General features: G+C 64.8%; 19 protein-coding genes and 1 tRNA gene. 7 read left to right on the top strand and 13 right to left on the bottom strand.

What is annotated here, in order from left to right; all coding sequences use genetic code 11:
* Positions 1 to 101: 101 nt before the first annotated feature.
* The gene (locus ASD55_RS14295; protein ID WP_056767085.1) at positions 102 to 3,002 is read right to left on the bottom strand and encodes a TonB-dependent receptor; all 2,901 of its coding nucleotides are present in this window, start codon (positions 3,000 to 3,002) and stop codon (positions 102 to 104) included.
* A 429-nt stretch (positions 3,003 to 3,431) separates the two neighbouring features.
* Here ASD55_RS14295 and ASD55_RS14290 point away from each other — a divergent pair, with 429 nt between their 5' ends.
* Positions 3,432 to 5,054 (top strand): alpha-glucosidase family protein, encoded by a 1,623-nt coding sequence (locus ASD55_RS14290; protein WP_056767084.1) that lies wholly within the window; start codon positions 3,432 to 3,434, stop codon positions 5,052 to 5,054.
* Positions 5,055 to 5,125: 71 nt separating this feature from the next.
* Here the strand turns inward: ASD55_RS14290 and ASD55_RS14285 are convergent, their stop codons facing one another.
* The 11 genes from ASD55_RS14285 to ftsY form a co-directional block, all read right to left on the bottom strand.
* Positions 5,126 to 6,778, bottom strand: a complete 1,653-nt coding sequence (locus ASD55_RS14285) for a M28 family metallopeptidase (protein WP_056767369.1) — start codon at positions 6,776 to 6,778, stop codon at positions 5,126 to 5,128.
* A gap of 81 nt (positions 6,779 to 6,859) precedes the next feature.
* On the bottom strand, positions 6,860 to 7,153 hold the full coding sequence (locus ASD55_RS14280; RefSeq protein ID WP_056767082.1) for a 2-hydroxyacyl-CoA dehydratase: 294 nt from the start codon (positions 7,151 to 7,153) through the stop codon (positions 6,860 to 6,862).
* Between the two features lie 122 nt (positions 7,154 to 7,275).
* Complete coding sequence (locus ASD55_RS14275; RefSeq protein WP_056767080.1) at positions 7,276 to 7,572, bottom strand: hypothetical protein; 297 nt, start codon at positions 7,570 to 7,572, stop codon at positions 7,276 to 7,278.
* A 1,288-nt stretch (positions 7,573 to 8,860) separates the two neighbouring features.
* A complete protein-coding gene (locus ASD55_RS14270) occupies positions 8,861 to 9,520 on the bottom strand; it encodes a hypothetical protein (RefSeq protein WP_056767078.1) in 660 nt (219 codons plus the stop codon).
* 812 nt (positions 9,521 to 10,332) lie between these two features.
* A complete protein-coding gene (locus ASD55_RS14265) occupies positions 10,333 to 11,100 on the bottom strand; it encodes a DUF4365 domain-containing protein (protein WP_056767075.1) in 768 nt (255 codons plus the stop codon).
* 171 nt (positions 11,101 to 11,271) lie between these two features.
* Positions 11,272 to 13,140, bottom strand: a complete 1,869-nt coding sequence (locus tag ASD55_RS14260; protein WP_056767073.1) for a DUF262 domain-containing protein — start codon at positions 13,138 to 13,140, stop codon at positions 11,272 to 11,274.
* 459 nt (positions 13,141 to 13,599) lie between these two features.
* Positions 13,600 to 13,675: transfer RNA gene (locus tag ASD55_RS14255), tRNA-Phe, on the bottom strand.
* Between the two features lie 82 nt (positions 13,676 to 13,757).
* A complete protein-coding gene (locus ASD55_RS14250) occupies positions 13,758 to 14,036 on the bottom strand; it encodes an oxidative damage protection protein (RefSeq protein ID WP_056767070.1) in 279 nt (92 codons plus the stop codon).
* A gap of 37 nt (positions 14,037 to 14,073) precedes the next feature.
* Positions 14,074 to 15,165, bottom strand: coding sequence for an A/G-specific adenine glycosylase (mutY, locus tag ASD55_RS14245; RefSeq protein WP_056767068.1), 1,092 nt, complete (start codon positions 15,163 to 15,165; stop codon positions 14,074 to 14,076).
* Positions 15,162 to 16,250, bottom strand: a complete 1,089-nt coding sequence (locus ASD55_RS14240; protein WP_056767066.1) for an AsmA family protein — start codon at positions 16,248 to 16,250, stop codon at positions 15,162 to 15,164. The genes mutY and ASD55_RS14240 overlap by 4 nt, the downstream gene beginning before the upstream one ends.
* A 23-nt stretch (positions 16,251 to 16,273) precedes the next feature.
* On the bottom strand, positions 16,274 to 17,410 hold the full coding sequence (ftsY, locus tag ASD55_RS14235; protein WP_056767064.1) for a signal recognition particle-docking protein FtsY: 1,137 nt from the start codon (positions 17,408 to 17,410) through the stop codon (positions 16,274 to 16,276).
* Positions 17,411 to 17,499: 89 nt separating this feature from the next.
* Between ftsY and rsmD the strand changes: the two genes are divergently transcribed.
* From rsmD to ASD55_RS14205, 6 genes are all read left to right on the top strand, one after another.
* Positions 17,500 to 18,081 (top strand): 16S rRNA (guanine(966)-N(2))-methyltransferase RsmD, encoded by a 582-nt coding sequence (gene rsmD / locus ASD55_RS14230; protein ID WP_056767062.1) that lies wholly within the window; start codon positions 17,500 to 17,502, stop codon positions 18,079 to 18,081.
* Between the two features lie 29 nt (positions 18,082 to 18,110).
* The gene (coaD, locus tag ASD55_RS14225) at positions 18,111 to 18,662 is read left to right on the top strand and encodes a pantetheine-phosphate adenylyltransferase (RefSeq protein WP_007807937.1); all 552 of its coding nucleotides are present in this window, start codon (positions 18,111 to 18,113) and stop codon (positions 18,660 to 18,662) included.
* Positions 18,655 to 19,158 carry a hypothetical protein gene (locus ASD55_RS14220; protein WP_056717328.1) on the top strand — a complete coding sequence of 168 codons (504 nt, stop codon included), beginning with the start codon at positions 18,655 to 18,657 and terminating at the stop codon, positions 19,156 to 19,158. Before coaD ends, ASD55_RS14220 begins: the two co-directional genes overlap by 8 nt.
* 145 nt (positions 19,159 to 19,303) lie before the next feature.
* Positions 19,304 to 19,564, top strand: a complete 261-nt coding sequence (locus ASD55_RS14215; RefSeq protein ID WP_007807941.1) for a YfhL family 4Fe-4S dicluster ferredoxin — start codon at positions 19,304 to 19,306, stop codon at positions 19,562 to 19,564.
* The gene (gene ggt, locus ASD55_RS14210) at positions 19,561 to 21,279 is read left to right on the top strand and encodes a gamma-glutamyltransferase (RefSeq protein WP_056767060.1); all 1,719 of its coding nucleotides are present in this window, start codon (positions 19,561 to 19,563) and stop codon (positions 21,277 to 21,279) included. Before ASD55_RS14215 ends, ggt begins: the two co-directional genes overlap by 4 nt.
* A 101-nt stretch (positions 21,280 to 21,380) precedes the next feature.
* A complete protein-coding gene (locus tag ASD55_RS14205; RefSeq protein WP_056767058.1) occupies positions 21,381 to 22,430 on the top strand; it encodes a TMEM43 family protein in 1,050 nt (349 codons plus the stop codon).
* Between the two features lie 10 nt (positions 22,431 to 22,440).
* Here ASD55_RS14205 and ASD55_RS14200 read toward each other — a convergent pair whose 3' ends face one another.
* Positions 22,441 to 23,055 (bottom strand): NUDIX hydrolase, encoded by a 615-nt coding sequence (locus ASD55_RS14200; RefSeq protein WP_157599018.1) that lies wholly within the window; start codon positions 23,053 to 23,055, stop codon positions 22,441 to 22,443.
* Between the last annotated feature and the right edge of the window lie 21 nt (positions 23,056 to 23,076).

Below are 23,076 nucleotides of genomic sequence, written 5' to 3'. Positions count from 1 at the left end.
GCTCCCAAGGTGCCGCTCCTGCTTTCATGCAGGCGCGGATGAAAAAAAGCCCCGCTGGAAAGATCGCAGCGGGGCAGGTTGGGGAGTTACATTGCTGCGCCTTACTGGAACTTGTACGAGACGCCGATATCGAAGCGGCGGCCGTAACGTTCCCACGTCAGCACCTGGCGGGGATCGTTGTTCTGGTAGGTGATGAAGGTCTTGTTGGACAGGTTCGAACCCTGCGCGACCAGGGTCAGGCCCTTGAGCGCGCCGCTGTCGAACGAGTAGCTCACCTGGGCGTCGTAGGTGCTGCCGCCCTGGATGGTCTGCTCGATGCGCGAGGCGCTGATGCCCGACACCTCGCCCAGGAAGCTGGAGCGGTAGCTGTCGCTGATGCGCGCCTCGAAGCCGTCATGCTGGTAGTACAGCGTGCCGTTGGCGACCCACTTCGACAGGCCCGGCACGGTGATCGGGTTGCTGTTGCCGGCGAACACCAGCGAGCTGTTGGTGCGGTTGCCGGTGAGGATCGCGCCGAAGCCGTTGAGCGATGGCGTGAACAGGTTGAACGGCAGGTTGAGGGTGAGCTGGGCGCCCTTCACGTAGCCGTGGCCGTCGTTGGTCGGACCGGAGACGGTGCCCAGGGTGGTACCCAGCTGGGCCTGCTGCGCCGGCGTCAGGCCGAACGGCAGGAACGAGCTGAAATCGTACAGGTAGGCCGCGTTCGGATTGATGTAGTCGGTCAGCTTCAGGTAGTAGCCCGACAGCGCGAAGTAGCCGCCACCGGCGCTGCGGCACAGGTCCGAGTTCTTCGCGTCACCGGCCTTGCATTCATAGCCGCCTTCGTTCGAGAAGTAGTGCTCGTAGCTGACGTTGTAGTTGTCGGCCATGGTCGGCTTGAGCTTGGCATTGCCGCCGGAAGCGCTGAAGTAGGACAGGTTCGGGTCGGTGTTGGTCAGGCGAGTGAAATTGCCGCTCACCCCGAGGCTGGCGTTCATCTGGTCCATGCGCGGGCGGGCCAGGGTACGGGCGGCGCTGACACGCAGGTCATCACTGTCGCTGAAGCCGAAGATCAGGTTCGCGCTGGGCAGGACCTTGGTGTAGCTGGTGTTGCCCACCACCGGGATCAGCGTGATCGCGTTGCCGGTGATCGCGCTGCCCGGCGCCACGCGCTCGCCTTCCGCACGCTGCGAGGTGTGCTGCGCCTGCACGCCGAAGTTGCCACGCAGGCTGACGCCGCCCATGTAGGTGTCGAGGTTGAACTGGAAGTAAGGGGTCAGCGTCTTCTCGCGCACCTTCCAGTTCGGCGGCATCGACAGCGACGAGCCGAAGGTGGGCACGCTGACCAGGGTGCCGTCGCGGATCAGGTCGAACGGGTTGTAGCAGGTCTGCGAACCCACGCCCATCCACGCCAGCGGGCTGCAGCTGCTGCCGCTGAATGGCGCGGTCTCGACCGCGGATCCGCCGCTGATCGTGCCGCCGCCCAGGGTCAGGAAGCTCTGGTCGATGTTGTAGGTCTTGTCGCGGGTGCTGTGCGCCACGCCGAACTCCATGCTGGAGAACGGGCCGCTGGAGAAGCTGCGCTCCACCGCCAGGTGCAGGTTGGCCAGGTAGTCCACCGTGTGCGGCGCGTTGATGAAGCCGGCCTGCACCACGTCGTTGCCGCCGCCCCAGCCCTGCGGGTCGGTCAGCACCATGCCGCTGCCGTAATCCAGCGAGGGGTTGACGTAGAACAAGCCGTTGTTGCGCTCGATGAAGCCGAGGCTGTCGCGGGCGCCGTTGTTCGCGCCGAAGTCGGTGCCGGAATAGCTTTCGAGGTTGATGTCGCGGCGGGTGGCGCGCGAGTAGTTCGCGTCGAGGTCGGCCGTCCAGTCCTCGTTGATGGTGAACTTGTTGTCCCAGTTGAAGTTGTAGACCCGGGCGCTGGTGCTGTTGTAGTCGTTGCGGATGACCGCCTTGACGCCGTCGTAGGTGCCGCTCTGGATGAAGCCGTTCTGCACGTTGCCATTCGGCTGCAGCGTGGCGTTGCCCCAGAACAGCGGGAACTCCATGCCCTTGGCCTGCTGCACTTCCTTGAAGTTGTCGTAGGTGACGTCGACGGTGCCGGTGTAGTGCTCGTTCGGCTGCCACTGCACGGTGGCCAGCACGCCGCGGCGCTTCATCGTGTCGGAGATGCCGTAGTTCTTCGAGCCGCCGATCACGGCATTGCCGTTGGCGTCGGTGGGATAGCCCCACGGCGCCTGGTGCTGGATCTGCGCCGGATTGGATTCGAGATCCACACCGAGGGTGACGCCGAGGGTGTGGTCGGCGAACTGGTGCACCCACACGCCGTTGAGGTTGTAGCCCCGGTCACTGACGCCGGGACCGTCGGCCTGCTGCGACATGCCGTCCCAGATGTAGTGGGCGTTCACCGCCGCTTCGGGGCCGCTCTTTTCCAGCGGGCGGATGGTGTGCATGTCCACCGTGCCGGTGAGGCCCTGGCCGATCAGGTTGGCCTGCGGGGTCAGGTGCACGACCACGTTGTCGAACCAGCTCGACGGGTACTGGTCGAACTGCACGTCGCGGTTGTTGGAGGTGGAAACCTGCTGGCCGCCGTTGATCAGCGCGGTGGAGAAGTCCGGGCCCAGGCCGTGGATGGTCAGCACCTGCGGACGACCGCTGACGGTCTGCACGGCCAGGCCGGGCAGGCGACCGAGCGTGTCGGCGATGCTGACGCCGGGCAGCTTGCCGATCTGTTCGGCCGACACGGCCTCGACGATGCTGCTGGCGTTGCGCTTCAGCGCGGTGGAGTTCTCGATGCTGCTGATGAAGCCGTTGACCTCGACGGACTGCAGCTTCTGCGTCTTGCGCTTGGCGTCGGCCTTGTTCTGGTCGCTGTTGTTGTCGGCCGATGGCGCCTGTGTCTGATCTTGCGTGCTCTGCGGTTGATCGGACCGCGACGCGGAGCCCGCGTAAGCCGTGGCGCTTGCGCCAAGGCACACCGATGCGATCGCCAGCGCCAGCAACTTGTGTTTCAGAACCATGTAATCCCCTCCCGCAATGTGTCGCCGTCGATCTCGGTTGTTGGAGTCCCCGCGCTTCCGTCGGCGACGACCGTCGGCAGGTGCGCTACCGAGGTTTTCGGCGGCGTGGTCGCATAGTAGGCCGACGATTCTGCGGTGAAGCATTTTCTGCATACGTATTCATGGGGGGCGGGAAACCCGGCATGTTGCAATGCGGTGCCGCGTGCCCGGAGCGTGGGTGACGACGGGACGAACCCGGATGCCGCTTGGGCTTGGCCCGTCGCGACCGGATGGCGGACAACGCCGTCGCGCGCATCGCATGTCGCAACTGCAGCAAGAATGAATACGTATGCAGACCCGTGCCGGTTGCAGCGGTGCCGCCGCTAAGCTGATCGCATCCGAAGACGGGTGGCCGAACGCTCCCGCCTCATGTCCCAGGGACACGTCCAAATGACCGATGCACCATGGTGGCGCGGCGCCGTCACCTATCAGATTTACCCGCGCAGTTTCCTGGACACCGATGGCGACGGCGTGGGCGATCTGCCGGGCATCATCGCGCGTCTCGACTACGTGGCCAGCCTTGGCGTGGACGCGATCTGGGTGGCGCCGTTCTTCAAGTCGCCGATGGCCGACTTCGGCTACGACATCGCCGACTATCGCGACGTCGATCCGCTGTTCGGCACGCTGGCCGACTTCGATGCGCTGCTGGAAAAGGCGCACGGGCTGGGCCTGAAGGTGATGATCGACCAGGTGCTCAGCCACACCTCGGCCGAGCACGCGTGGTTCCGCGAGAGCCGGCAAAGCCGCGACAACCCGAAGGCCGACTGGTACGTGTGGGCCGACGCGAAGGACGACGGCAGTGCGCCGAACAACTGGCTGTCGCTGTTCGGCGGTTCGGCGTGGCAGTGGGAGCCGCGCCGCGGCCAGTATTACCTGCACAACTTCCTGACCTCGCAGCCGGACCTGAATTTCCACCACGCGGAAGTGCGCGCGGCGATCCTGGACAGCGTGCGCTTCTGGCTGGACAAGGGCGTCGACGGCTTCCGCCTGGATGCGATCAACTTCTGCTTCCACGACCGCCAGCTGCGCGACAACCCGCCCAAGCCCAAGGACAAGCGCGTGGGCCGCGGCTTCAGCCCGGACAACCCGTACGCGTTCCAGTACCACTACTTCAACAACACGCAGCCGGAAAACCTGGCCTTCCTGGGCGAGCTGCGCGCGCTGGTGGACGGCTATCCGGGCGCCACCACGCTGGGCGAAATCTCCTCGGAGGATTCGCTGGCGACGATGGCCGAATACACCCGTCCCGGCCGGCTGCACATGGGCTACAGCTTCGAGCTGCTCACCGACGACTTCAGCGCCGCGCACATCCGCGGCACGGTGCAGACGCTGGAAGCGCAGATGACCGAAGGCTGGCCATGCTGGGCGATCTCCAACCACGATGTCGAACGCGTGCTGACGCGCTGGGGCAAGGGGCGGTCATCCGCGTCCCTGGCCAACCTGCTCACCGCGATGGTCTGCTCGCTGCGCGGCTCGGTCTGCGTCTACCAGGGCGAGGAGCTGGGCCTGACCGAGGCGGAGCTGCCGTTCGAGGCGCTACAGGACCCTTACGGCATCGCGTTCTGGCCACAGTTCAAGGGTCGTGACGGTTGCCGCACGCCGATGCCGTGGAGCGATGCCGCGGCGCATGCGGGCTTCAGCCACGGCACGCCGTGGTTGCCGGTGCCGGACGAACATCGCGAACTGGCGGTGAGCCGCCAGGACGGTGATCCGCATTCGGTGTTGAACGGTTTCCGCACCTTCATGCACTGGCGCCAGGCGCGACCGGCGATGCGCTGGGGCGACATCGCCTTCATCGATACCGTCGAACCGGTGCTGGCCTTCACCCGCCACTGGGCCGAACGAACCGTGCTGGTGGTGTTCAACCTCGGCGACGCGCCGGTCGGCATCGATCTTCCCGGGGAGCTTGCGCGACTGCGTCCGCTGGAAGGGCACGGCCTGTTGTCGGGCAGCCTCGAAGGAAGCCGCCTGCAGCTTCCCGGCTACGGCGCATGGTTTGCCGGCGTGGCGTGATGGTGTTGCTGCGGCTTTTGCGTTGACCCCACCCCAGCCCTCCCCTGCAAAGCAGGGGAGGGAACACTGTGCTATTTCCGCTCGGCGCTGCTGGCGTCGCGGATGCTGCGGAATTCGGAGTCCTTGCTCCAGTCCGGCCACTGGTCGGAATTGGCCAGGTCGCTGCCCACGTCGTGGAGCACCTGCAGGTCGCGCGCCATGCCGGTGAACGACCAGTCCGCTTCCCATTGGTCGGCGGGCTGGTGGTAGCGCTTGGCGGTGTACTCGTCCTCGGCGGCCTTGCCGGCTGCCAGGCCGCCATCGATCCAGTCATTGCCCGAGCCGAACGAGACCGCCGGCACGCCGCGCTTGGCGAACGAGAAGTGATCGGACCGGAAGAAGTAGCCCGCCTCGGGTTTCGGGTCGGCGGTGTAGCTCATGTCGTGCTTCTTCGCCTCGGCGATCAGGTCGTCGAGCAGGCCCAGCTTCGCGCTGCCGGAGATGGTGAAGTTGCGCGCGGGGCCGTGCGGATCGAGTGCGTCCATGTTGAGCACGCCGACCGTGGTGGCCAGCGGGTAGAGCGGATTGGCCGCGTAATACTCGGAGCCGAGCAGGCCCTTTTCCTCGGCGGTGACGTTGAGGAACACCACCGTGCGTTCGGGCCGAGGCCCTTGGGCGAAGGCGCGCCCCATCTCGATCAGCGCCGCGGTGCCGGTGGCGTTGTCGACGGCGCCGTTGTAGATGCGGTCGCCGCTGGCGTCCGGCGCGCCGACGCCGAGATGATCCCAGTGCGCGCTGTAGATCACCGTCTGGTCCGGGCGCTTGCTGCCTTCCACGCGGCCGACGATGTTGTGCGAGGTGATCACCTGCGAATCGACTTTGAAGTGGGCCGAGAGACTTTCGTCCTTCAGGGTGACCGGCTTGAAGTCGCGCGTCTGCGCCTGCTTCTTCAGCGCATCGAAATCCAGCCCGGCGTGACTGAACATCCGCACGGCCAGATCGCGCTGAATCCAGCCTTCCAGTTCCGGGTGCACGGCGGCGGGCTTGTCGCGCACGATGTCGAACATCGCGTTGGTGTTGGAGTTCTTCACCGTGGCCCAGCCGTACGAAGCAGGCGCGGTCTCGTGGATCACCAGCAGGCCGAGCGCGCCCTGCCGCGCGGCTTCCTCGAACTTGTAGGTCCAGCGGCCGTAGTAGGTCATCGCCTTGCCGCCGAAGTCGCCGTGGCCGGTCTCGAAATCCGGATCGTTGATCAGCACCACGGCGATCTTGCCGTGCAGGTCGACGCCCTTGAAATCATCCCAGTGGCGCTCCGGCGCCTTCACGCCGTAGCCGACGAACACCAGCGGCGCGTTGCGGATCGCCACCTCGGTCGAACCGTTCATCGGGGCGCGGATCGCGATCTGCTCGCCCTGGGTCAGCTTTTCATGCTGGTCGCCAAGCGCCAGCCGCAACACCGGCGTGCCGACGATCGCGCTGCGTCGCAAAGGCACTGCCTGGGTCCAGCCGCGTTTGCCGTCCTTGAGGTCGCCGCCCGGTTGCAGGCCGGCGGCCTTCATCTGCGCCACCACGTAGTCGATGGTCTTGGTCTCGGCCGGCGTGGCCGGCCCGCGGCCTTCGAATGCATCCGAGGAAAGCGTCTTCACCGCGGCCGAAAGCCGCTCGGTGCTGAAGCCGGGCTGGTCGGTGGCCTGGGCGGTCGAGAACGCGGCCATGATCACGGCGCTGAGGAGTAGTCGCTTCACGGGCTTCACCTGTCGTAAGGGCAGAGTGCTCCGATACTAGTCAGCAACTTCCTGCGGGTCTACGCCGGCGGCGGTGCGGACTCAGGCCTTGCGGCTGCGCCGCGGTTTCGCCTGCGCGGCGGCGATCAGTTCCTGCAGGTAGGCGATGCCTTCCTCCTCCGGAAAGAACGCCACCACGTCGGCCACGGTCAGTTCGTGCCGTTTGCGCAGGGCCAGGAATTCCTCGCGGGCCATCGCCATCCGCTGGGCGGCCAGCGCCTTCTTGCCGAGCGGTTTCCCGCCGGGCGGTTTGGCGGCCTGCTGCTTCTCCACCTTCTGTTCAAGCCTGGCGAGCTCTTCCTGGAACTGGCGGAAATCGTATTTCTGGGAAGTCATGAACTTGGAAACGTCGTCATTGGGTGGGGCGATTTTCGCACGTCCGCTTCCCCTGGCGCCCGCGAGCCGCCTTCGGCGAGCCGGCAGCCGGCGCAGCATGACGACGAGGTCGCCCTGGCGACTCAGGCGGCGGCGTGCCTACGGCGGCGATCGAGAATGGTGTTGAGGGCGTGGTCCTGTGAATCCCGCGCGGCGCTGTAAGCTTCGGAGAACAGGGTGGAAAAGCGCTGCGCAGCGGCCGCCGGCGGCCTCTCCGCGGCTGCCTGCGCCACCGCATGAGGCGGGGCCGGCGGCGCTTGTGGCGGCTGGTCGCCTCGACCGGCCAGGGATTCGCGGCAGTTGGCGTAACGACGCCGCAGCCGTTCGGCCAGGAACTGCTGGGTACGACCCGGGGCGGGGTTTTCGCTGGATTCATCCATGGCGACTTTCTCGAAAGCGGGGCAACGGAACTGCCACACAGGCAAAGCACCATTTATGCCAATTCGAGAATCTGTGATGCAATTCACGGTTTGCACGTGAGCTTTTGCGCTAGATCGCCTGATCCGCAAGGGAAATCGAGCGGCCACGATGCACCCGGGCCACGCTTCACGCAAGCGGATACCGGCGCCGCAACGACCAGGCGAAGATTCGCAGCGCGTCACGGAGTGACCCAAATGGGTTGGACGAGTGTCGCCGTCACCGTCGCGCGGGGTGGCGAAGCGGAGGCGCGCGTTTCCGGCACGCAAACAAAAGCCGCAACGAGTGCGGCTTCTGCAAGGAACTGACAAATGTGGTGGCCGGGGACGGAATCGAACCGCCGACACGGGGATTTTCAACGGTTGACACGACTAAACAAATGGCGCCAGACCGCGACGTGATTGGCTTGGCATAAGGGTTGCTGAGGCACCCTCCGGCACCAGGCGGCACAGAAAGGCACGGTTTGCCGCTTACCAAACGCTACCCAAAGATTTTTCGTAATTGATCCCGTCGAACGTTCGTCGAGCAGGGGATGAAAAATGAGGGGCGGCGGAAGGGGTTTCGACCTAGCGCTTTTGGACCCACATGTCGGGTGCCGCCGATGACCGCCAACAGGCCAGTCCCGCAGTCCTAGGGGATCGTATCTCCGGGTTTCCAGGTGCTGTCTGGACGCGCCACATGCCATAAGACGAACACCGCCGGCACCTATCACCTGGCCGGTTCGGCAGAGGACATCGACGCGCTCAAGGGCTACGCCATCGGGCGGCTGGACGTGCAACGCGTTGGATGTTACGCGGGACTTGATGGCATGGGCTAAGGAAGCACAGTCCGCGATGGCAATGGCGATGGCGGTGGCGGTGCCGACGCATGCGCCAAGCCGTGCGCCGTCAATCGGTCACGGTCTTGGCATGTGATCACGCGGCGCTGCGTGACGCCCTCACTTTTTCGGATCGGAGGGTGCCGGAGCTGGCGCTGGCGCCGGTGCCGGTGCGGGAACAGCCGCCATGCTTGCACTCGGCATACCCTTAGCCACCGTGGCCGAAACGACCGGCTGCATGAGAGCCGACGCCATGCCTTCTAACCCTAGCCCAGGCGTACCCGTGATCTGCTGCATGTTTGCCGACGGCGTGGCCTCCTTAAAGGTCGAAGGATTGCCCGGCGACGTGGTCTTGTTATCGGCCATGGTTGATGTCCCTGAATGTGGAGTTGCGCGACGATGGATCGGGCAAGCGCGACACTAACCGAGTGCGGTTATTTGGTCTGCTTGGAAGGCGTAGGGGTGGGTAGGGGTGCAGGTTGTTGTGCTGCCGATGACGACGGAACAGCCGCCATGCTTGCGCTCGGCGTGCCCTTAGTCAGAGGGACTGCTTGGATCTTTTGCATCAACGCGGATGGCATCGCATCTGTCGCGTGTGCGGTTGTGCTCGTGGTCTTTTTATCAGACATCGCGGAGTGCTCCTGAACATTGGTCCAGACAAAGGCGGTTGTGAAAATGACGCCGATGAAGAAGGCGGCGCCAGCGAAAAGGTTGAGCCAGGAGAGAGATTTTTCCGCCCAGTCTTTCTTGTTGTGGGAGGTTTCTATCTTGTCGATGTAATACTCGCGGGCGAACTCAACGCGTTTCCGGTTGGCCGTCTGCCCAATATGGAAGGACGCAAGCATCATCAGCAACGAGAGCGCCAAAAATACCCATGACGCTTTGAGGGTCCAGATGGAATGGGCCGATGCGAGTGGGACAACATCCTTGATAAAGGTCAGCGACAGAGCCAGCGCCCCCGTGGAATACGTCAGGATCGTATTGTCGTATTTGTCGGAGTTAGCCCTTTCACGGGTGAGTTGTTCGGCCGCATATGCGTCGAACATCTGCTGTCGCAGCGCCTTATCGTCAGGCTGGTCGGTGTCGTCGGTCATGGGTTCCCCTTGTCTCCGCTATCAATGCACCTTGGGATGAGGGTGAAGCATTTCAAGAGGCAGAGGTAGTTCCGGCGGCAACAGGCTCCGTTCGCACCTGTTACATGCCGCTGTAACCCGCGTTACGGGGTCGGCGGATTGTCCGGCAAGCCGGCAGGGTGCGCAGAGCTTCGGCCTATTGCCGTTTCAACAATTCGAGGCGATCGGACAGCTAGTCGATAGTCAAAACAAGCGCTGGCGTTTCAGAAAGGCCGGCAGTTTCGGAAATAGGGGGGCGGATCCCCTTTGACGACTTCGAATGGCGACATAGGGGGGAGTTTAAGGAGATTCAATCACTCGACCCATCCCATTTCAGGAGAACCCATGAAACCCACCTACCCCCCTTCGCGGCGCCTCAATCCACCCCACGCAACCCCTGACCAGGCCAGCCATGGGGACCCTGCGGCGCACCACCCAATAAAGTTGAGGTTGTCAGAGCAGCTGGATGAAGCAGGGAGTCGTCAGGTGAACTTGGTGGCTGCCGCAGTCACAAGAGACGCAGACTTTGGGAAAGTGGACGGCACACCGGGTCCGCAAACGGGCTCTCCATTTTCAAGTCGTTTGGCGACCACGGCATTGAGGGCCAGGATGCTTTCCAGAACGTTCGACTTACGCTCAATAGGGCCACGTCGATCACTCCTGGTGCTCCCGCTCGTCATGTGAGCGGAGGGTGGTAGGAGGTGGTTCAAAATTCGACGAAAATCACACCGCGAAGTGGCTCAGTTTTGGATGGAACTCAACACTTGGTGATAACTGGGTTTTTTTGTGTGGGGTTATCGCAGTTCGTCCATAAACTTCCGGATTTCACCATCACCAAAGCGCTGATCGTCGTAATCGCGGTCCATTTTCCAGGCTTGCATCCGGCGACCCAGTTCTTTCAGGGCGTCGTCAAGCTGCTCTTGCACCTTGAAACACTCATCCGCGCCGATCTTCAAGTTGTGACTCAAGGTTTCTGCTCTGTCCAAATCGGCTTTTAGGGCGTAGCGGCAGATCATTAAGTCAATGGTTCGTTCCGGATCGGGGGATTGTTCGAAACGGATCAAATCGGCTTGAATCTGTTTAGCTCCCTGCCGAACGGGCGCCAGGTATTTTTCGATGGCGTCCAGCGCTGCCTCCGAGGACGCTGCCGCAAAGGTGGCCCCGCTGGTTGCGTCGAAACCATGGTTTGGGTCGAAGTCGATGCGAACGTCACCACCGTTGGTGACCGGGTAGGCCTTGTTCGTGATGCGATGAAGCAGGGTGGAACTCGTCTTGAGATCCACCAGAGCCACAAACACCGGCAACTCCTGCGCCTTCCAGTAGTCCACTTGGTCTTTGCTCACATACACCGAGGTTTTGCTGTTAGCCAGGCTGGTTGTCTTGATCTGTATAGCCACAAATCGACCAGTGCTGGTGCGATCAGCGTCCAGGATTTCCACCTGGGCGTCTATGCCAATGTCAATATCGAACAAACGACAAGGCCAGCCCAAAACACTGGCGATTTGGTAGGCAAAAAAGAACTCGCCCGCATTGCCAATAGACGTATTGACTGGATACTTCATTGAAGATGGCCTTCATTGAGGTGGTAAGGAGCACGGTCAGGGTGTGGGCTTACGGATGAATGGTGGGGTTCGCCTGTCAGCCAAACATGAAGACGCGCACTGGCCCCCGATTGGGACTACAAGGCGCGCTAGATCAACGGCCTGCCGTTCAGTTCGCAACTGGCAGCGTAATCATCTCGGATAAATCTTTACCGCCGCCTCGGCCAGCGACTTGCCGCGTTCGGCAATGGCTTCTTCGCCCCAGGAACCTTGACCAATTAACTTCACATTGAGACTCAGGTTGGTGTTGGCGATCAGGAGCTGCTTCTTCACCAGGAAGGCTTTGTGCTGGGCTTCCCGGTTCACGCTCAAGTTGAGCAGTGTCAGGTTTCCCAGGGTCGGCACAGCCTTAACGCGCTTACGGATCGCCATCTGGCGATCATTGAGCGGCGCACCACTCACTTCCAGCAGGTAGGCGGGATAGGCTTCGCTGGCGGTGGCTTTCACGCCACCCGGCAAAGGCCAGTGCTCATACCACGACTGCGGCAGGATGTGGTCGATGTCCAGGTCCTTGGAGAGGTCGGGGATTTGTGGCTCCTCACTTTTTGGTGTCCGCAATACCGCTTCCAGTTCGGTGAGCAGCGTGCGACAGCGTGACGCGTCAAACCGGCCGGGGTAGATCGGACCATTGACGAGCGCGTTCGTAAACTCAGCATCGTCGGGCCAGCGGGAAACGTCGGAAGTCTGGCCCCCCATCAACTTCACTAGGGCTGTATTGGACAGGTCGCCACTGGACAACTGGCGCAAGGTCGATGCGAACCAATTGTTGTAGTTTTTGGTGGTCAAGCCGCACGCTGTCCGACGCACGATGTAGGAAACTAGCGTGTTGAACATTGCCGATTTCTCGGACGCCAGAATGTCTGCCGTGGAAATTTTCAATGCCAGCGGATGGGTGGTCGTGGTGTCGTAGGCCAGCAAGCGACGACCAAAGCGAGCCACGGGCAAGTCACCCTTGCCGGCAATCAGTTCCAAGTAGTGTTTGCCGTAGGTATCCAGCATGTCCAGTTGCTGGGTGGCCGTTAGCGATTTGGCGTATTCCTTGAAGTCCACATACAACCGGGCCAGGTCGCCTTCTTGACCGGTTTCGGCGCGAATGGCCGAATAGATCAGCCATTCCAAGCGTGGTCGTGTCAATCGCCCACGCCGCTCGCCGATCTTCCACACGGTCTGCTCAAACTGCTTCCACTTGGACTCGTAGAGCGCAGCCGGGTCTTCGTCCTTCATATCCACCCGCATGAAGAGGTGGTTGCGGATCAGGTCGGTGGCATGGAGTTCGGCACCGCGCCCGTTCAAGGTCTCGAAAATCACTTGGGCGTCGTCACCCTTCTCCAACTGGATCAAGACGACTTTGAGGTCTTTCAGCACCGCCATGACCAAGGTTTCCAACGACGCATTGCCGCCATTCTTCTGAGTCCAGGCTTTCGCCCACTCGGCGAAATTCCACACCGCTTCCAACGCACCAGGATGATTGATGCCGATTTTCCTGAAGTGGCCGGCCTGGGTGAAGTGATCGGGGTAATGCTGTTTCAATTGCGCCAGCGAGTCAGTTTGCATGACTGACACAAACGGCTTCTGATCGCTGAAGGTCGGCCAGACCTTGAATATTTCCACCGCCGGCAACGCCATTGTGTCCGGGTTCGGGTTGTCCAGCACGCTCGACAAGAAGGAGTCTATTTCTCCCGCGCCCAGTTCGCGCGCCGCCAGCCGCAAACCGGCCAGCACATATTGAAGTGTGGTCAGGCGTTGTTGGCCGTCGATGATGTGGAGCGTGTCCACGCCTTTCAAGGAAGCGCGATCCTGGGGCTCCACGACGATGGCGCCGAGGAAGTGAGGTGCAGGGGTCGCACCCGTCAAGCGTTCTTCGGCCTTGTCCTTGATATCGTCCCAGAGCAGTTCCCATTGCCCTTTGAGCGTCCAGACATACGCGCGTTGGTAGAACGGCACTTTGTATTGCCGACGATCCTGAAAGACCTGTTGAATCGTCCAAGTATCTGACTTCATCCTTGTCCCCCAATAGCATCCTCGATGATGCCGTAGAGCATGCTAGTCATGATTCGGTTCCCAAGGAAAGCCGGATAGCCGTGGGGGTCAGCACTTCCACGGTCATCGTGTCGTCTTGCTTCATGGTTTCCTGCACCCATTGACGCACCGGTGCGTCGGTCGTCCTAGATGTGGAAGCCTCCACAGCGTCCAGACTTCCCAGATACGGACGGCGCGCAAAAGACGTGGCCAGCAGCCCGTCAGGGTAGGATGATGAAGGGCGTCATGGTTTTCTGGCGGCAATCAGAAAGTGGCTGTCTAGATCCATCATCGACATGTGCTTGCGTCAAATTGATGACGAACACCATTCGTCGAGCAGGGGATTTGCCGTCCCGAATCCCAGGTGCTCTGGGCGCTTACCAAACGCTACCCAAAACAAAATAGGCCACTCCGGAGGATGGCCTAAGTCGTTGTTTTACATGGTGGCCGGGGACGGAATCGAACCGCCGACACGGGGATTTTCAATCCCCTGCTCTACCAACTGAGCTACCCGGCCGGGAACCTGGCGATCAAGCAGAACCGGCAAGGTCGCTGTTGATGCGTGGAGCCGCGCATTAGACCGAAAGCGCGGCGTTTCGTCAAGACTCAGTGGGCGGCGGGCTGAAGCCGGCGGCCTGGTCGACGTCGCCGCCGAACAGGAATTTCTCCATCTGTTCGCCGAGGTACTTGCGCGATTTCGGATCGAGGGGATTGAGCCGGTACTCGTTGATCAGGGTGGTCTGGTGGACCAGCCATTGTTGCCAGGCGGGCTTGGAAATCTCGGTGTAGATGCGCTGGCCGAGCGGGCCGGGCCAGGGGGCGAAGTCGAGCCCTTCGGCGTCGATGTGGAGTTTGCTGCAGTGGATGGTGCGGCTCATGGGGTCATTCCTGTTGCGGCCCTCGGGGGCTGGCGGATCAGTTGGTGCGCAAGCTTGCGGCATGCGTTCGGCCGGCGTCGCTGATCTGCAGCAAGAGACTGCGTACCGGCGCGGGCAGGCCAAGCGCATCGAGTTCGTCGACGCCGCACCAGCGCCAGTGCGGATTATCGGCGACGCCGCGTGCGGCTGTCGCGCGATCGAACAACAGCGGCTCGATCGCCAGCCGATAGTGGCTGAAGACGTGGGTGAACGGGGCGAGCGCCTGCGCGTCATCGATGTGCGCGTGTTGCCGCGCCACTCGCCAGGCTTCGTTCGGGTCGCTCGCCTCGGGCAGGCTCCACAGGCCCGACCACACGCCTTGCGGGCCCCGTCGTTCCAGCAACACGCGATGGCTTGCGTCGCGCAGGATCAGCATCACGGTGGCGCGGGTCGGGATCGATCGGGCCGGCTTGCGGCCAGGCAGGGCGGCGGTGAGATCGTCGCGGTGCGCGATGCAATCCGTGGCCAGCGGGCAGGCATCGCAGCGCGGGCGCGCACGGGTGCAGACCGTCGCGCCGAGATCCATGATCGCCTGGGTGTAGTCGGCGACGCGGGTGCCCGGGGTGTGTGCTTCGGCGTGTTGCCACAGCTGCTTTTCCACCGCGCTTTCGCCTGGGTGGCCGTGGATGCCGTGGTAGCGCGCCAGCACGCGCTTGACGTTGCCGTCGAGGATGGGAAAGCGCAGGCCGTGCGCCTGCGCCAGGATCGCCCCGGCGGTGGAGCGGCCGATGCCGGGCAGCGCGTTCAGTGCGTCGAAGTCGCGCGGCAGTTCGCCGCCGTGCCGTTCGACGCAGAGTTGCGCAGCGCGGTGCAGGAAGCGCGCGCGGCGGTAGTAGCCGAGTCCCGACCACAAGGCCAGTACGGTGTCTTCATGGGCGGCAGCCAGTGCTTCCAGCGTGGGCAGCGCGCCGACGAAACGATCGAAGTAGCCGACCACGGTGGCGACCTGGGTCTGCTGCAGCATCACTTCGGACAACCACACGCGGTAAGCGTCGCGCTGGCCGTTGTCGAGCGCCTGCTGCCACGGCAGGTCCTTGCGGCCGTGCCGGTCGAACCAGCGCAGCAACCGGTTCGCGAATGAAGCGCTCATGGTTTCTTGCCGGCTGCCGGTTTCTTGCCGGCCGCCGGTTTCGAGGCGGGTGCCGCCACCGTGCCGGCCGCTGCGGGTGCATCGATGCCGGCCTGGACGGTGAGGCCTTCGATGCTGATGCCGGCCATCTCCAGGCTGGCGATTTCGGCGTGGCCGCTGCCCGGCGGCACGCTCAATTGCGGCCCCCGGGGATCGCCAAGCCCGTTCCACCAGCGCGCCAACGCCAGCGGCGGCAGCTTCAGATCCGCATGATTGGCAGGGCCGTCCAGCTTCAGCGCCAGCAGCAGCGGGTTGCTCTGGTCGGCGGGCGTCAGTCGCAGCGAGATGTCGTACTGGCCGGCGTTGGCCTGCTCGAGCTTGCCGCTGAGGCTGGCCTCGGCATCGGCGGCGCCATGCCAGTACGCATTGCCGGTGAGGGCGAGTTTCGCCGTGCTGCCCTGGGTCAGGTGCAGGGTGATGTCCTGCAGTTGCAGCGCATTGCCTTCGATGCGCGGGGTCGCCGACAGGCGCAGTTGCACCGGCGTGCCCGCCGCCGTGACGGCCGAAAGCGCCAGCGGAAATGGCTGGCCGGTCACCAGGCTGCCCGCCTGCAGCGAGACGCTGCCCAGCAGTACTTCATTGCCGCGCACCACGCTGCCGTGGCTGATGCTGACGCCGGTATCGATGCGCGGGATGTTGGGTGGCGCGCCTTCGGGTTTGGCGGGCAGCGCGGCCAGCCAGTCCTGCAGCGCATCCAGATCGACCCGTGGCGAATCGATCTCCAGCTGCGAAATCACCGTGGGGCCGCCGAACAGGGTGTGCCATGGCAGGGCAAGCTGGCCGTGTGCAGCCAGCAGGATCGGCGCGGTGGCGCCGGCCGCATTCAGGGTGATGCCATCGAGCTGCAGGGCCGGGCGCGGAAACAGGGTCGGGCTGGCGGGGCTGGCCAGGCTCAGTTCCAGTCCGGCCGCGCGCGCCTGGGTCTGCAGCATCCGGGTGAAGCGTTCCGGCTGAAGCAACAGGTAGACGGCGATCACCGCGGCCAGCACCAGTGCCAGCGCCAAGCCGCCAAGCACCAGCAGGGTCAATCGCAGTCGGCGCGACATCCGCTCAGCCCCGTCGTCGCGGTTCAGTCATGCGTCGGCACCTCGCCGAGGCTGGCCGGAAGCAGGCCATCGACGAAGGCCTCCGCATCGAAACTGCGCAGGTCGGTAGCGGTTTCACCGAGGCCCACGTAGCGGATCGGCAGGCCGAACTCGCGCGCCAGGGCGAACACCACGCCGCCCTTGGCGGTGCCGTCGAGCTTGGTCACGACCAGGCCGGTGACGCCGACGATCTGGCGGAACTGGCGCACCTGGTTGACGGCGTTCTGTCCGGTGGTGCCGTCGATCACCATCAGCACCTCGTGCGGCGCATCGGCATCGAGCTTCTTCAGCACGCGGGCGATCTTGCCCAGTTCATCCATCAGGCCGCCCTGGGTGTGCAGGCGGCCGGCGGTGTCGGCGACCAGCACGTCGGCGCCGCGCGAACGCGCCGCCTGCAAGGCATCGAAGATCACGCTGGCCGAATCGGCATCCTGGCCCTGCGAGATCACCGGCACCTGGTTGCGTTCGCCCCAGGTCTTCAGCTGCTCGACCGCGGCGGCGCGGAAGGTGTCGCCGGCGGCCAGCATCACCGCGCGGCCCTCGTCGCGCCAGCGGCGGGCCAGCTTGCCGATGGTGGTGGTCTTGCCGGCGCCGTTGATGCCCACCACCAGCACCACGAACGGTTTGCGATGTGCCACGTCCAGCGGCTGCTCGACCGGCTTGAGCAGGGCGACCAGCGACTGGCGCAGGGCGGCCAGCAGCGCGGGGGAGTCGGCGAACTCGCGCTTGTGCATGCGCTTGCGCAGGTTCTCGACCAGGTCGGTGCTGGCCTCGATGCCGACGTCGGCGGTGATCAGGGTGGTTTCCAGCTCGTCCAGCAGGTCGTCGTCGAGCTTCGGATGGCGCACGAACAGCGAACCCAGGCTACGCGAGAACACGCTGCCGGCCAGGCGTTCGCGCCAGCTGCGCCTGGCCGGTGCGGCGGCGGGCTCATCGGCGGCGGGTGCCGGGACCTGGAAATGTTCGTGGTCGGTGGCGTTGTCGGCGGGCGAGGGTGTCTCGGCCAGCGCCTCGCGCAGGACGGGGGCGTCGCTGGCCTGCGCGACAGCGTCGACCGGCGTGATGGTGGCCGGCGCTTCCGCGTCCTTGTCGGCGGGCTTTTTCTTCCAGAACTTGAGCATTGCGGGCGTGATTCAAAGACAATGGGCGGCATGCTAACACTCCAACCTGTACTGGCCGCTGAGGGGCGGCGCGCCATCGTGGCAAGCGCATGAACGGGCCACGCAAGGCCGGCCCGGGACGGGTGCGCATCATCGGCGGCAGCCTGCGCAATTCGCGGCTGGAGGTGCCGGACGTGCCGGGGTTGCGACCCACCGCCGAGCGGGTGCGCGAGACCCTGTTCAACTGGCTGGCGCCGGTCATCGAAGGCATGGACTGCCTGGATTTGTGCGCGGGCACCGGCGCGCTGGGGATCGAGGCGCTTTCGCGGGGCGCCGCGTCGGTGCAGTTCGTCGAACGCGATGCCCGCGCGGCACAGGCGCTGCGGGCGAACCTGGTGCGGTTGAAGGCGGACCAGGCTCCGGTGAACGTCACCGACGCCGGCAGCTTCCTGCAGCAGGCCGGCCGGGCCCACGACCTGGTGTTCCTCGACCCGCCGTTCGCGCTGGACCTGTGGACGGCGCTGGCCGGGCAACTGGAGCGGGGCGGCTGGCTGGCCGCGCGGGCGTGGATCTACGTGGAATCACCCCGTGCCGTGGTGCCCGACCTGCCGCCGACCTGGCAACTGCACCGCGAAGGCCATGCCGGCGAGGTGCGTTTTGCGCTCTATCGGCTTGCGCTTCCGTTAAGCTAGTGCTCACAACCACTGCCACTTTCCCTCTCGTGAGCAAATCCATCGGCAATCCCCGCCTGGCCGTGTATCCGGGCACCTTCGATCCGATCACCAACGGTCATACCGATCTGGTGGCCCGTGCCGCGGCGCTGTTCGATCGCGTGGTGGTCGCGGTGGCCGACAGCTCCAGCAAGGGGCCGGCCTTCAGCATCGGCGAACGGATCACCCTGGCGCGGATGGCGCTGGCTGACTTGCCCAACGTGGAAGTGCGCGGGTTCGATTGCCTGCTGGCCACCTTCGTGGAGCAGATTGGCGCCGGCGTGATCATCCGCGGCCTGCGCGCGGTGTCGGATTTCGAATACGAATTCCAGCTGGCCAGCATGAACCGGCACCTGATTCCCCAGGCCGAGACGTTGTTCCTGACGCCGGCCGAGCAATACAGTTTCATTTCCTCCTCGCTGGTACGCGAAATCGGCCGCCTCGGCGGGGACATTTCCGGTTTCGTGCATCCGGCGGTACAACAGGCCATGCGGCAGCGCTGGCAGAAGAGCCGCGCCGGCTCCAACAAGCAACCCGAAACAGAAGGTGATAACCATGCGTAAGTTCGCTCTCATTGCTGCCCTCGCGCTGACCGCCAGCCTGGCCCTGAGCGCCTGCGGCAAGCACGAAGAAGCCCAGCAGGCCGACCAGCAGTCCAGCCAGCAGGCAACCAAGCCGACCGATCCGAACGACACCAAGGCGTGGAATGCCTACCTCGGCCAGATCGTGCAGAACAACATGCAGGGCATGAAGGCCGATCGTCCGTACCCGTATCTGGTCCCGGCCGGTGATACGGAAGACGACGTCGCCCGTCGTGGCCGCCAGTTGTCGAACGTGCAGGACACCGTCGCTCGCGGCGTGCTGCCGGGCAACATGCTGGTGTTCGCCGGCCCGGATTCGGCCAAGACCGCCGACCTGGTGATCGCGGCATTCAAGGATGCCAAGCCCGGTTCGTTCAAGGACGTGATCGTGCTGTTCATTGGTGACACCGCCGACCAGCAGCGCGTCGACGACGTGCTGAAGCCGACCGGCGCCACGGTCCGTTTCGTCGCGATGTAAGCACGACCGCCGCGCCGGTTTTCGGCGCGGCGGGATGAACCGTCGCCCCGCGACCTGCGCGGGCGCCGGGTGACTGCCCGCCGTGATTGCACCGGCGGCCCGGACGCTTTCCACGGCGTCGCAACCCGGCCTGTAATATCCAGCCATGTCCCTGAAAATTCTCGACACCTGCGTCAATTGCGACGTCTGCGAGCCGGCTTGCCCGAACAAGGCGATTTCGCTGGGCGAAGAGTTCTACGTGATCGATCCGGCATTGTGCACCGAGTGCGTGGGCCATCACGATGAACCGCAGTGCGTGGTGGTGTGTCCGGTCGAATGCATCATCAGCGACCCGGATCACGTCGAATCACCGCAGCAACTCGAACTGAAGTACCGGCACCTGATGGCCAGGGAGTCCGCGGCATGAGCCTGGCGATGAACTGGCGGGCGGCGGCGCTGGGCCTGCTGCTGGTCGCAGGCGGCGCGCTCGCTGCCGACGGCGCACCGGCAAAGGCCGCGAGCGGCCACGCCTCGACCCGGGCCCCGGGACACGCGGCGATCGCCAGCGCGAATTTCCACGCCACCGAGGCGGGCCTCGAAGTGCTGGCCATGGGCGGCAATGCGTTCGACGCCGCCGTGGCGGTGGCGGCCACGCTGTCGATCGTGGAACCGGAAAGCTCCGGCATCGGCGGCGGCTTCATGGCGGTGCTGCACCGGGCCAGCGATGGCCACAACGTTTTCATCGACGCGCGCGAAACCGCGCCGGCGGCGGTGGATGCGCAGGACTACCTCAACCCCGACGGCAGCCCCAATCGCGACACCGCGCTGAAGGGGCCGCTGTCGGCCGGCATCCCGGGCGAGCCGGCCGGACTGGTGCTGATCGCGAAGCGTTATGGACGGCTGCCGCTGAAGCAGTCGCTGGCGCCGGCCATCCGCATCGCGCGCGAGGGTTTCGAGCCGGACGAGCGCCTGCGCGAAGCCATCGCCGGCATGCAGAAGGACCTGCAGCGCTGGCCCGCGTCCACCGCGAAATACCTGCCGGGCGGCAAGCCGCCGGCAGCGGGCGTGATCTGGAAGGACCCGGACCAGGCGCGCACGCTGGAGCTGATCGCCAGTCACGGCGACCAGGGTTTCTATCACGGCGAGACGGCGCAGAAACTGGTCGCCGCGGTGCGTGCGGCCGGCGGCAACTGGACCCTGGCTGACCTGGCCAGCTACCGGGCGAAGGAGCGCACGCCGATCACGGTCGACTACCGCGGCTACCGGATCGTCACCGCGCCGCCGCCCTCGTCCGGTGGCGTGGCGATCGCCGAGATCCTCAACATCCTGTCCGGTTACGACCTGACGAAGATGGACGCCGCCACGCGCACGCACTACGTCATCGAGGCGATGCGCCGTGCGTTCCGCGACCACAACGATTACCTGGGCGACCCGGATTTCGTGAAGATGCCGCTGGACATGCTGCTGTCGCCGTTCTACGCCGACGGCCTGCGCCAGAGCATCCTGCCGGACAGGGCCACGCCATCGTCGATGCTGCCACGCGCCGAGGCGGTCGAGCCGGGCATGCACACCACCCATTTCTCGATCATCGACGCCGACGGCAACATGGCGGCGGTGACCTCCACGGTGAACTACACGATGGGTTCGAGCTTCGTCGCCGAAGGCACCGGCGTGCTGCTCAACGACGAGATGGACGACTTCGCGCTGGTGCCGAACAAGCCGAACGTCTACGGCCTGCTGGGCAGCAAGGCGAATGCGCCGGTCGGCGGCAAGCGCATGCTGTCGTCGATGTCGCCCAGCATCGTGATCGGCGCCGACCGCACCGCGGTGATCGGCTCGCCGGGCGGCTCGACCATCATCACCCAAGTGCTCGAGGGCATCCTGCACTTCATCGACGGCGAGAGCGCACGGCAGATCGCCGCGCACAAGCGCTTCCATCACCAGTACCTGCCGGACGTGGTGAATGTCGAGGCGGGCGTGTTCGATGCCGCGGCCAGCGATGCGCTGACGAAGATGGGCTACACGCTGAAGTCCCGCGAACCCTGGGGTTTCATGAACGTGGTGACCTGGGACCGCAAGACGAACCAGCTCGACGCCGCCAGCGATCCGCGCCGGCCGTCGGGGCTGGGCAAGGTGCAGTGAAACGACATGCAGCGCTGCCGGATTCGCTACTTTCCCCGAATGCTGCATGATGCGGTCATGGCCGCGGGCATTTTGCCGCCGGGCACGATCGGAGCAGGTTGATGGATTTGCGCAAGGGGATTTCGCTGCGTGCGCTGGCGTTGAACGTCGTCGGCGCGTTGCTGGTGTTCGCGGGCATCGGACTGATGGCGACCACGGCGCGTGGCCTGCAGGATTACCGGGTCGCCGCCAGCGCACATGGCGGCGAGGTGATCGACCTGGGCGAGAACGCGCGGCCGGAAGCCGGTCAGCACGGCACCATGGCCCGCCTGGTCGGCACGCCGCGGGTGGTCGAGGCGCCGCATGATCCGGACTTCAACCTGCGGGTGAGCACGCCGGTGCTGGTGCGTCACGTGGAGATGTTCCAGTGGCGCGAGATCCGGGTGGGCGACAGCGTGCACTACGAGCTGGACTGGGTCGATCACCTGCTCGACGCCGGTCACTTCGTCGAGCCGAAGGGGCACGCGAATCCGGTCGGCTTCCCGATCGATGGCAAGCAGTTCGATGCGGGGCTGGTGCAACTGGGCGGATTCAAGCTGGACCCGGTGCTGCTGCATGCGATGCCCGGCATCGTCCAGGTGACACCCGACGCCACCGTGCTGCCGGAAAATCTCGCGGCCAGCTTCTCGCGGTACCAGAACTACCTGGTCACCAGCGCGCACCCCGGCGATCCGCGGCTTGGCGATGTGCGGGTGAGCTGGAACGAGGTGCCGCTGCAGCAGCTGACCGTGGTCGGGCGCATCGATGGCGACCGGCTGGAGGCGGCCGCCGACGCGGCCGACGGCAAGGGGTACGTGGTGCAGCTGGGCGACGTGCCGGTGCTGGACATCTTTCCAGACCTGCCGGTGCCGCCAGAGTTCATCTGGACTTGGCGGATCCTTTCCGTGCTGCTGGCGTCGCTGGGTGCATTCGCGCTGTTGTCGGCCCATCGCGAGCAGCGCGATCCGCTGCTGGCGCTGAGCCTGGGCGTGCTGGTGGTCGGCGTGGTGGCCGCCGTGCTCTGGCTGGGCGATACGCAGGCGATGGGCGGCTGGCTGGCGGTGTCGCTGGTGGGCCTGGGCGTTGCGGTCTGGCGTTTGCGCGGGCCGCTGTTGGGGTCGGGGCGCGACTGAAGGTTGCCGCTCAGGCGCCGGCGGCCCCGGGCCGCCCGCCGTGTTCGATGAACCACAGCCCCGCGAACAGCTTGGGATCGATGGAATAGCCTTCCGCGGCGCGGGCAAACAGCCACGCGCCAGCTTCGCTGCGCGGTACCTCGTGCACCACGATGTTCTCGCTTTCGTCGCCGCCACCGGGGCCGACCCTGTGCAGATCCCAGGCGCGGGCGAACGCGATCATCTCGGTGCTCATGCCCGAGGACGACGGCCCCTGGTGGATGAATTCCACGCGTTCGCAGCGATAGCCGGTTTCTTCCTCCAGCTCGCGCTGCGCTGCCAGCAGGATGTCCTCGTCGTCCTGGCCGGGCAGGTCGCCGACCAGGCCCGCCGGCATCTCGATGGTGTTCTGCAGGATCGACACGCGGTACTGCTCGACGAACAGCACCTTGTCCTCGGGCGTCACGGCCAGGATGATCACCGCGCCGCCGGGATTGTTGCGCTCGGCATACTCCCAGCGGCCGCGCTTGCGCAGGCTCAGCCAGCGTCCCTCGTAGAGGGTTTCCACCGGCGCGCTGGCGTCGGCGGGGATGCGGTCGGTGGAGTGGGTCATCAGTCGCGGCGCCATGCTGGAAGCTTGCGTCATGTTGGCGGTTCGGCGCCGGAT

Origin of the sequence: Rhodanobacter sp. Root561, assembly GCF_001427365.1 — a bacterium.
Lineage (GTDB): Bacteria > Pseudomonadota > Gammaproteobacteria > Xanthomonadales > Rhodanobacteraceae > Rhodanobacter.
This window is presented reverse-complemented; position numbering and strand designations above follow the sequence as displayed.

What these genes read in the sequence shown, in the direction of transcription:
- ASD55_RS14295 (WP_056767085.1), bottom strand. Translation starts at nt 3,002, where the DNA reads ATGGTTCTGAAACACAAGTTGCTGGCGCTGGCGATCGCATCGGTGTGC.
- ASD55_RS14290 (WP_056767084.1), top strand. Translation starts at nt 3,432, where the DNA reads ATGACCGATGCACCATGGTGGCGCGGCGCCGTCACCTATCAGATTTAC.
- ASD55_RS14280 (WP_056767082.1), bottom strand. Translation starts at nt 7,153, where the DNA reads ATGACTTCCCAGAAATACGATTTCCGCCAGTTCCAGGAAGAGCTCGCC.
- ASD55_RS14275 (WP_056767080.1), bottom strand. Translation starts at nt 7,572, where the DNA reads ATGGATGAATCCAGCGAAAACCCCGCCCCGGGTCGTACCCAGCAGTTC.
- ASD55_RS14270 (WP_056767078.1), bottom strand. Translation starts at nt 9,520, where the DNA reads ATGACCGACGACACCGACCAGCCTGACGATAAGGCGCTGCGACAGCAG.
- ASD55_RS14265 (WP_056767075.1), bottom strand. Translation starts at nt 11,100, where the DNA reads ATGAAGTATCCAGTCAATACGTCTATTGGCAATGCGGGCGAGTTCTTT.
- ASD55_RS14260 (WP_056767073.1), bottom strand. Translation starts at nt 13,140, where the DNA reads ATGAAGTCAGATACTTGGACGATTCAACAGGTCTTTCAGGATCGTCGG.
- ASD55_RS14250 (WP_056767070.1), bottom strand. Translation starts at nt 14,036, where the DNA reads ATGAGCCGCACCATCCACTGCAGCAAACTCCACATCGACGCCGAAGGG.
- mutY (WP_056767068.1), bottom strand. Translation starts at nt 15,165, where the DNA reads ATGAGCGCTTCATTCGCGAACCGGTTGCTGCGCTGGTTCGACCGGCAC.
- ASD55_RS14240 (WP_056767066.1), bottom strand. Translation starts at nt 16,250, where the DNA reads ATGTCGCGCCGACTGCGATTGACCCTGCTGGTGCTTGGCGGCTTGGCG.
- ftsY (WP_056767064.1), bottom strand. Translation starts at nt 17,410, where the DNA reads ATGCTCAAGTTCTGGAAGAAAAAGCCCGCCGACAAGGACGCGGAAGCG.
- rsmD (WP_056767062.1), top strand. Translation starts at nt 17,500, where the DNA reads ATGAACGGGCCACGCAAGGCCGGCCCGGGACGGGTGCGCATCATCGGC.
- ASD55_RS14220 (WP_056717328.1), top strand. Translation starts at nt 18,655, where the DNA reads ATGCGTAAGTTCGCTCTCATTGCTGCCCTCGCGCTGACCGCCAGCCTG.
- ASD55_RS14215 (WP_007807941.1), top strand. Translation starts at nt 19,304, where the DNA reads ATGTCCCTGAAAATTCTCGACACCTGCGTCAATTGCGACGTCTGCGAG.
- ggt (WP_056767060.1), top strand. Translation starts at nt 19,561, where the DNA reads ATGAGCCTGGCGATGAACTGGCGGGCGGCGGCGCTGGGCCTGCTGCTG.
- ASD55_RS14205 (WP_056767058.1), top strand. Translation starts at nt 21,381, where the DNA reads ATGGATTTGCGCAAGGGGATTTCGCTGCGTGCGCTGGCGTTGAACGTC.
- ASD55_RS14200 (WP_157599018.1), bottom strand. Translation starts at nt 23,055, where the DNA reads ATGACGCAAGCTTCCAGCATGGCGCCGCGACTGATGACCCACTCCACC.